At 33.9% G+C, this 9,773-nt stretch carries 7 protein-coding genes; all 7 read right to left on the bottom strand.

Going from position 1 to position 9,773, the window contains the following annotated elements:
* Window positions 1–89: 89 nt before the first annotated feature.
* Complete coding sequence (locus tag QZL64_RS00530) at window positions 90–512, bottom strand: GNAT family N-acetyltransferase (protein ID WP_021840109.1); 423 nt, start codon at window positions 510–512, stop codon at window positions 90–92.
* A 60-nt stretch (window positions 513–572) separates the two neighbouring features.
* Window positions 573–1,943 carry an MFS transporter gene (locus tag QZL64_RS00525; RefSeq protein ID WP_021840108.1) on the bottom strand — a complete coding sequence of 457 codons (1,371 nt, stop codon included), beginning with the start codon at window positions 1,941–1,943 and terminating at the stop codon, window positions 573–575.
* Window positions 1,944–2,041: 98 nt separating this feature from the next.
* Window positions 2,042–2,647: a beta-class carbonic anhydrase gene (locus QZL64_RS00520; RefSeq protein ID WP_021840107.1), complete on the bottom strand. Its 606-nt coding sequence runs from the start codon at window positions 2,645–2,647 to the stop codon at window positions 2,042–2,044.
* Window positions 2,648–2,884: 237 nt separating this feature from the next.
* Complete coding sequence (locus tag QZL64_RS00515; protein ID WP_021840106.1) at window positions 2,885–3,289, bottom strand: SMI1/KNR4 family protein; 405 nt, start codon at window positions 3,287–3,289, stop codon at window positions 2,885–2,887.
* Between the two features lie 9 nt (window positions 3,290–3,298).
* Entirely contained in the window at window positions 3,299–4,000 is a 702-nt protein-coding gene (locus QZL64_RS00510; RefSeq protein WP_021840105.1) for an HNH/ENDO VII family nuclease, read from the bottom strand.
* Window positions 4,001–4,022: 22 nt separating this feature from the next.
* The gene (locus tag QZL64_RS00505; protein ID WP_021840104.1) at window positions 4,023–7,121 is read right to left on the bottom strand and encodes an ATP-binding protein; all 3,099 of its coding nucleotides are present in this window, start codon (window positions 7,119–7,121) and stop codon (window positions 4,023–4,025) included.
* A gap of 94 nt (window positions 7,122–7,215) precedes the next feature.
* A complete protein-coding gene (locus QZL64_RS00500; protein WP_021840103.1) occupies window positions 7,216–9,315 on the bottom strand; it encodes a dynamin family protein in 2,100 nt (699 codons plus the stop codon).
* Between the last annotated feature and the right edge of the window lie 458 nt (window positions 9,316–9,773).

Here is a 9,773-nt window from a genome sequence, read left to right as displayed (position 1 = left end):
AAAGCCACACACACTTTTTGTCCTATAAGCCCCATATTAGCTTGAACGTTGCACGTTAATTCTCCCGTAGCGGCTTATTGCCGAGGAGCTTATTTATACATCCAAACATGCGGACAACCTTCCTCGTCAAATACTTCGCCGGCCGCCGTATAACCGAGCGTTTCATAAAAACCTTTGGCCTGCACTTGGGCGGCTAACTTAGTTTTAATGCCACCCATGACACGAATAAAATCTTCCGCCGCCAAGAGGATCTTAGCGCCCAGTTGTTGCCCGCGGTGTGTTTTCATAACGGCCACCCGCCCGATAATAAAGGTGGACTCCTCATCTGTATCTCTGAAGAAACGACACGTGCAAACCGGTTCATTTTCAACAAAACCTACCAAATGAGCGGCTTCCGTATTATCTATTTCGTCAAACTCTTCTTGAAAGCCCTGCTCTTCCACAAACACGGCTTGACGGATTGCCCGCGCCTCATCCGGTAATTCAGAATATATAGATACTTTCCACGACATAATAAACTCCTTTAAATGATTATATTGAACTTGCCCGGTGCTATGCCTAGTGCGATTGTTTTACTTATTCCGAATCATAGACGGAATAATGCCTACTACACAAAAGGCCATAAATACCATTAAACTGTATTGAATATTAGCCAACAATACGGCCTTATCTACATTAGCAATAGCCGTTCCGGCTGCCCCGGTATTACGGGCCAAAATGGATGCCACAATCGCCATACTAAGCACCTGTCCCAATAGGCGAACCGTGCTGATAACAGAACTGGCCATGCCAAAATAAGCGGGCGGCACCGAGCCCATGATAGCGTTATTATTCGGTGCCGAGAACATGGCAAACCCGACGCCCACGATAATCAAGGCTGTAATAATAAGGGCCGTCGATGAAAGATTCATAGCCGTCCACATCACGAGGAGCCCTACGGCAATAACGCCCATCCCGGTAGATGCCAAAACGGCGGATCCGTAACGGTCGGATAAGGAACCCATAACCGGCGACAAGGCGGCCATTACAATGGATTGAACCAATAAGAACCAACCGGCCGTTTCCGAATCATAGCCCATAATCATCTGCAAATATAGGGATAATAAAAAACCAATCGCAAAGGTAGCGCTATAATTCAGCATAGATGCCAAATTAGAAAACGCAAACGTCTTGTTTTCCAGAAAAATACGTACCGGCAATAGCGGTTTGGCCGCACGGGCTTCGTGCCAAATATATATAATCGTCGTCACAATACCGGCTCCGAAAATATACTTAGCTACCGGCAATTTTACAATCTCCGATAGGCCGTAAAGCCCCATAACCAACGATGCGGCGTACAGCAAAATACTAACCGGATTCATATAGCCCTGCTCTTTATTTACCCAATCTTCTTTCATAAAAAGGATTGTCATTATGGTCGCAATCATACCGAGAAACGCGATAAAGTAAAAAATACTTTGCCAGCCGAAGCGATAGTTCAAAAAACCGCCGATAACCGGTCCCACCGCCAAGCCGATATACACTACTGCTACATTCATACCCATAGCCCAGCCGCGCCGTTCCGGCGGAAACACTAAGGCAATAATTGCGGTCCCCGTAGAGAACAGCATAGCTGCCGTAATTCCCTGCAGCCCGCGCAAAACCATGAGCCAATGAATAGTCGGCGCAAAATGGATAACCAACGAGCTCAATGTAAATAATATGGTGCCGATTAAAAATACCTTCTTTTTGCCGATGCGATTTCCCAGTTGACCCATGGGCACCGTAAAAATGGCGCAGGTCAATAAGAATGTTTCAATAACCCAACTGAGCTCCGACGTACCGGCATGAAACTCGCGGCCGATATCCGGCAACGACATATTCAAGGAACTGCCGCAAAATGGCGTCAAAAACGACGCAATCATGACGATGATTAATATTTGATTACTTCTGTTGACAGCCAAATTAAAACCTCCCGACTTCACTGCCAAAACCTATACCTGATTTCAAGAATTGATATGTTCTAAAAATTGTAAAACCTAACATAAGTATACAATAAATTTTAACAACAAGTGCAAACTGCCATAGAATCGAGTTCTTCGTTTGGTTTATTACCATCTACGAGTAAAGTCAACTTACTGGTATATGGATTTAACATGAGACCATGGATTTTAACATCATTTGGAATGAGTGGATTCTGACGAAGCTGTGCTACCGCTTTAATTACATTCTGTTCAGAATGACAGAAATTATTGGCCCAGCGATCCATTTCACAACGAATCATGGTAATCGCTTCCGGCGAAATACCGCGGTCAATCATGCGCTTAGACAGTTCATCGGGACAAGTTTTTTCCATGCCGCAATCTTCATGACCGACGATAAAAATTTCTTTGGCTCCCAATTCGTAAATACTTACCACAAGACTGCGAATAACATCACTGAACACATCGGTAATGCAGTTGCCGGCTACACGAATAACGTTGGTATCGCCGCGGTCAATGCCCATCGTACGTTCCAATAAATCAACCAGACGCGTATCCATACAAGTCAAAATGGCAATGTGACGTTGCGGCGTCTTAGGGGACGGCATCCCCGCTTCACCGTATTCTTTAATAATATCAGCCACATAGGCTTCATTAGCTTTTAAAACTTCTTCTAATAATGACATGACAGCCACCTCCATAACGGAATACTACTTCACTATAACTATATCACATTCTTTCGATGTGCGTGGCAAAAAAAATAGATAACAGCAGAAATAAAACTCAGCTTCACTCATGTTAAAACTCAAAAAATCCGCAACAATAGCGGCTGAATTGTACAATAGAAACTTTCCAATTACAATTCTAAATTACCGATATTACTACGGATTTAAAAGCATATTAAATTTCGAAATCTCACGCTATTACTGATTCCGTTTTAAACAAATATCAATATATTCAGAAAAGGAATTGCATATCTTTCTAACCTTATCTCTATATACCGAAAAAACAAACCCATCTTGATTCATGACAACAATAATATTATCAATACCGATATTTTCTAACACGAAACAACCTTTTGGAAAATCCTTATTAAACCTGCGCTCTTCTTTGGTCGCCTCAACCACATTCATAGGACCACTAATATTTAACCCAGTTAGCTCTGTTCCCCAAAAACTAATTGCACCAAATTGTTTTAAATAATCAATATAATCAGTAGAAAATTGCACGCCTAAACACTTTTGCGCCTTACTAATTTCTATTGATTCGGCACCATTAACTTTATACAAGTTAGGAATATTACTAATTTTTTCAACAATATTACTCATAATAGCCCCCTATAAATTTTCAGCACGTTCTGTCCAATGTTGACTTTTCTCACTTGCATATCTTATGCGATTAATTTCACTATCAATGGTTTTCCTATGCAGGATTTTATCATTTCCCTTGCCTCGATGTTCTTCAGACGTCAATTCAGCAAACGGGCTGTCAGATTTTTGCCCAATATGATGTAATTCTATAATTTTACCGTCCCGATTTATCGGCGACAAGCCATAAGAAATGCGTTCTTGGTTACTTCTTCCCATAGAATCCATTTGTGTCCAATCTATATCCATTCTAATTAAACAGCTTCGTTTATTTATAGTAGCTTCTTTAAGACTTGCCTTCTCATAAATATTATATTCTTCTACTGAGTGCATACAGTCAATGACTTTGTTAGACCAATTTATCTTTTCCTTGATTTTTATTCGCTCTGCTTCATTTAAGACATTTTCGATAAAGGGGGGCTCACTAATATCATGTGCACTAACCTTCTCAGCTTTTTCATTAATCTCAGCAAACCCTAAATTCTCTGAAATAGAAAAAGAAGCTTTTTTAACTATATTAACTATTTGAGACCAATCTAACAACGTCTCACTTTTTTCAGATTCATATAGAATTTCGATATTTCCAATCTCATTTACTTTATTTTTTTCATTGCCTTCAACCTTCTTGATTTCTTGTTTATTGGGAGTAACCCCTTCAAAAATAGTGCTCATACATCCCCCGCTCTACAGTTATTTAGTTAATTAAAGCACGGGAAAAATCGTCATAGTCAATAAAACCTCTCATATCCCGACAATAATCACCCCATAACTGCTTACTAATAAGTTCAGCTACCGTTTTTAAATTCATGTGATAATATGCGTTCAACAACTCTGTCAAGTTCGTATAATTTTTTTGATTAGAGCTATTTATAAAATTACGAATCACCTTCACTTGTTCATTAGATAATAATTCCCTATTAGTAAAAATGCTAAAACTTAAAAGTTCTATTACGTTGTCCGCTATACAATCTAATACAAGAGTTTCAATAGTATCTGCAAATCGTATAGTAGAGATAGGTTTCATTACTTCCTTATCTTCTATCTCACCACAAATATTTTTAAAATAATATCGAATTGTCTCTAAATCTTTTTCCAATAAAATTAAAAATAATAACTGAATACTCCATTTATTAAAGCTTTCACTGTAGTAGCTCTTTAATATAGATTTATTAATCTCAAATAATTTTTCATCTAAATTATCCATATACAGCTCACTATCTAATGTAATACTTTCAGGAGCACGTTCCAATCTCACCACTACAGGCTGTATCATGCCCTCCTTATGGCACAAAGCAAAACCTGTCTTAAGATAACCTAAGGAGACAGCCTCTGACCTATTAACATTAATCGTATTAGAAACAATATCTTGATCATCTTTAGCAACAATTCTGTGGACTATTTTATTAGATGAATTTTTAATTACATCAGCTGCTAATTTAGTAGGAATCTGCTCGACAACAATAACTCCCTCACCATATGATCTCATTTCAGCTAATATATTTGTGAAGTGTTCAACAGCTTTCCCTTTTGCATTTCCTCGTTCCGAATTAATTTCCAAGGATATATTCTTCAACAATCTATGTGCTTCTTCTATTACTAAAAGATGCTTAAGCCCTGTACCTCTATTAATGGCTTCATCGACTCTTCTATATTCATTTAAATAAATAAGCAACAATCCTAATGTAAAGGCCTTATCACTATCGTCAGACAAACCTTCTATTTCTATTACGACCTTACTTTCAAATAATTTTTTAAAATCAACTACGTCTGCAGTATTAAAAATATACCCTTTGGAGCCTACACACAACCCTTCAATACGAGTTTGAATAGCACTTTTAATATTCCCTTTTATTTCATTTTCATAATCCAATTCTTCCGTTAAATATCGTTTTATCTCATCCTTCAAATCGTCCATCGTAGGAAAGAGATATTTATGAGTTTCATTACTATATGAATCCTCTAATGTTTTCTGTCCAAATTGTTCATCTGCATACTTAGCATTATTCAATAATGGATGAATTCCTAAAGTTAAATCCCAACCTTTTTTTGCATATATATTATTCAAACATTTTTCGAATATATATGGCATAGGTCCATAAAATGCAAAAGATGCAGAAAATAAATCTTTTAAATAATCAATATGCTGATTTGGTTTAATCCCCATGGGAACATAAAATGGGTTTATTTTTAATCCCCTCAATTCAGGATTACCTAATGTATAGATAGTATCAACCTTCGTACTATGTCTATATTCTTTTTTTACAGGCTCAATTACCAAATATGGTGTATCAATAGCATTTAATATCTGTTTAACCGTATTAGTTTTACCACTTCCGGTAATTCCACATACAAATGTATGTTTAACCAAATCATTTTCAGCAATACCAAAAAAATGATTATTAATAGGGCAATCATAATCACAAATATTGCCAATACTTTTTTCATTGGTCGTGCTTTGATAATTAATAGCAAATCTTTTTATTTCTTGTATCTCAAATCCAACTATGTTCTCTGTAGGAATACTAAAAACACCACACAACTCTTCTGAATTCATAAAATTACTTAAAGGGCTTTTTTCGTCTTTAGTAGTATCTAAAAACCCCTTTGGAATCATTAATAGTGGCTCATTCTGTACCTCCGATTCACAATTAGTGTCTAATATTTTACAGGAGAATGTAACCGGGGGTAATTTTCCCAAATTGCCAGAACTAAGCACACGATGTAAAGTACTTTTTATAAGATTATATCCAATTTCATTATCTGATGAGTAAGTAATAACAGTATCCCACAAACCAATATTACGTCCTAATTTCAATCGTTCTATAACATCACTTATTTTACTTAATAATTCCTGAGCAAAACTGGTTTCAATCTGACTAGAAACTGAGAAATTAGTATTGAACGAAGCGGATTCCGATCGACTATTTCCAAGTATCTTTGTAACAGTTCGACTTTCACTTTGTCCATAAGTTTCAGAGTTCTGTGCACTTATAAAAGGAACTCCTCCCCCTACAGAAATGGTGTCATGAGTAGATTTTCCTTTGCTATTACTTTCAGATAGACTCCCACTGCAACTTTCACTATGGCCCATCGATAAGCCCAACTGCGTAGAAATATTTCTTGTTGCTAGTGCAGCGTATTTATCTTTTAATTCTAACGCTTTCTCTAATTGTTTTTGGATTATTTTTTCATTAACCGGTTTACACAAAATCAGAAGCATATAGTTTTGCCCATATAAGTTTCTAATTACAGGAGAAATATCACTTTCCTCCTGCTTTCCCTCTAATGGCAAACTTGGATTTCCTATAATCGTTCCAATATAACGCTTGCTTCTATTATTGCTATGGTTTCTGTCTACAATATTATCACTATCAATTATTTCTATCGAAATTTCGCCTAAAGTTCCCTTCAGTATACCTAAAATATTATTTTTATCTTTCGTTACCGGGACACCGAAAATCAGGGATGCAGAATTTGCATTTCCCACTACCCCATAACAAAACGAAGTTTCAATAGCATTCATTGAAGTGAAAAGATGTTGTAATTTTTTTTGAAGAAACTCAAACTTATTAATAACATTATAAATCTTACAATCACAAAACTGGAAAAAATTAAATTGAGTTAATAAATCATTAATATCTTCTTGTCCTAACTTTAAAGCATCTTCATTAGAAATCAAATGCGAAGGATAAAATAATTCTTTAAATTCAACCTCTAATGCTTGATAATCATCTTCGACATTCAATATTTCCATATTATTTTTATCAACAAATTTATTTGCATTATAAACCATAACTCTTCCCCTATAGTACATTCTTATAACGATTTATAATAATATTCCCATATTTACTTTACGACCAACAAACATTATTAGTTTTAGACAGATACTATAAATTATTATCAATTTCAACCTTAAGAGGCTCTACTAATTTAAGATACTCATAAATCTTTCGATTTATCACTTCCAATTCTTGAAATAATTTCTTTCTTTTTTCTGAATCATTTTTTTTATATTGTAATTCATCAATCTTACTTTCAAGACTATGATTCATTATGTCAAATGAATCAATGCATATTCCTAAAATATAATTACCTATATCAATGAAATTCTTTAAATCTGATACAACAACATTTTCTAATATTGACATAAATTCGTTTATAATAAGCCCTGCATGCTCCTCCCGAGAATATTCAACAAATTTATCGTCCTTAGAAAAAGCATCAATAGCAAACGATAGTAACTTTACACCTTGCTGAAAATTGGTTCCAGGTTCATTGAGTTCCGCTTCTCGCTTAGGTAATGTGTCAACATTAGCATCATCTTTCGTCAACAAAAATAAACGCTCAAAATCTAATTCTATGAATATTACTTTCCCAAACATCTTTTTATATTTAACATTTATGCTCTCCTTATTACAAAAACTATCCAATTCATTATATCTATCCGACAATTTATTTTTGATATTACTTATTTTCTTGTTGATATTATCGATTCCATCATTAATATAACTTCTCAATATATCGAATTTTTTATCAGAAATCATAGTATCTGATGAGTTTTTGTAATCCATTAAAGATTTCACAATTTGTTTCTTAGTATTTTTTATTTCTTCTTCAATAGGCGTCTTGTTTTCACTGAAATCAATAAACATATCATTTACAAAACTATATATTTCCTTAATCACTTCTATGCTCTTAATTAATCTATCTCGTTCAACTTCTATTTTCCGTTCAATTGCTTTATTCTCTTTTAAATGCTTCTGATTTAGTTTTAAATCATTTTCATTTTTTAATTTTATTTTAGTAAGCCAGTTCTCAATACTTTCTAATAGTTTATACAACCGAAAATACTTCAATTTTCTAACACACTCTGCTATCTGTTTCTCCAATTTAAAGAAACTTGATTTTTTAGCAGCTTTATAATAAAAACTATTTAGTTTCGTTCTATTTTCGCACCAAAGATTACTTATACTTCGATAATCAAAGTTTGTTCCTTCCAAACTACGAAAATATTCATCAATTTTTTCAATCGTATTTAATTTTTTACATTTATTTATAAACAGTTGCATCTTACTATCTATAAACAAAATATTCCCTTCTTGAATATTATTTTTACAATCTTTAATCACTCGAGAGTTCAAGTCATGAAGTTTTTCATCATCAAAATTTGCAATTTTGTTTCTCACCCAAAACAATATACCTTCCTTATTTTTATCTGTATTATTTCTTAAAAAATTTTGAAATGCATTAAACTCTTGTGATTGATCATCTAACGATTCCAAAAAGATAATCGCATTCGCCACGCTGATATTCTTTTCTGCTAATCTTCCTAATTTCCCCGATGAACTTAAAATAGGAACCTCTACGATAGTCTTTCCCTTATGTTCGTCAGGTAAAGGGCATTCTATATCAAACTCAACTACAATATCTTTCCATTTTAATCGCATTTCTTCAATATATTGCTCAATTAAATAAAAATACTCTTTACAATCAATATCATAATTATTTTCACTACTTATAGCTTCATTTAATCCACTTACTTTTATTCGATTTAAATCACCTTCATATTTTATTAAAAACTCGCTATCTATTAAAGCTGTCGGGATTTTCTCAAATCGATTATTTCTTACAGCGTAATCTTTTATATACTGTTTAACATTAGACTCACCCATTATATATTCCCAATCATCATTAGCTTTTTTTACTCCCAGTTTAAACTCCTCTCCATTTTTTATCTTTATTATTGCACTTATGCAGGATGTATTGTCCATTGGGAGTATTTCACTATTTAAATAAGCATTAATAAATGTTGACTTGCCACTATTATGCTTACCAAGGACGACTAAATTAAAGACTTCAGCTTTAATATTTTCAGCTATTTTATCAAAATCGGCTAAGTCATTCTCTTCATCTTTCAATATCTTTTTTAATTCACTATATTTATCTAACACTTCTTTTTTTACATTCTCATATTTTTTTAAAATCATTTCCCTTAACCTCATTATCGCCTATCAACAATTAATATCATTATCTAATGAATAACAATTGCCCTTTATAAACCACCATTAAACAGAGTAATACAGAAGAATTTCACTAGTTATCAGATATACTGTATCAATTTTTACACGACTCCTTATTCAATAAAACACTTATTCGGTTTTGTCACTACTATTTATATTATAACTCTAAGATATAAAGCTCTCGCTTCATAATTCTTCATCATTTTCTTATATTTAGTATGCCACAAAATATAATTTTACGATACACATAAATAAATTACTTATATTGATTTTTACTTCTTATCAAAAAATAAATTTATTCGGTTGGTTAATTGTAAACTGAAATTGAACATATAAAAAATCCATAGTGAATACCGATTTGTGTTATGATTAAGGTCGCTAAACCAAATCTTTTACACGAGGTATCGATATCACTATGGACTCTA

Origin of the sequence: Veillonella sp. CAG:933, assembly GCF_000431435.1 — a bacterium.
Classification (GTDB): Bacteria; Bacillota; Negativicutes; order Veillonellales; family Veillonellaceae; genus Veillonella_A.
Note: the sequence above shows the minus strand (reverse complement) of the source record. Positions and strands in the feature narration are given on the sequence as shown.

Excerpts from the sequence above, each read along its gene's own strand:
- QZL64_RS00530 (WP_021840109.1), bottom strand. The coding sequence starts at position 512 with ATGTCGTGGAAAGTATCTATATATTCTGAATTACCGGATGAGGCGCGG.
- QZL64_RS00520 (WP_021840107.1), bottom strand. The coding sequence starts at position 2,647 with ATGTCATTATTAGAAGAAGTTTTAAAAGCTAATGAAGCCTATGTGGCT.
- QZL64_RS00515 (WP_021840106.1), bottom strand. The coding sequence starts at position 3,289 with ATGAGTAATATTGTTGAAAAAATTAGTAATATTCCTAACTTGTATAAA.
- QZL64_RS00510 (WP_021840105.1), bottom strand. The coding sequence starts at position 4,000 with ATGAGCACTATTTTTGAAGGGGTTACTCCCAATAAACAAGAAATCAAG.
- QZL64_RS00505 (WP_021840104.1), bottom strand. The coding sequence starts at position 7,121 with ATGGTTTATAATGCAAATAAATTTGTTGATAAAAATAATATGGAAATA.
- QZL64_RS00500 (WP_021840103.1), bottom strand. The coding sequence starts at position 9,315 with ATGATTTTAAAAAAATATGAGAATGTAAAAAAAGAAGTGTTAGATAAA.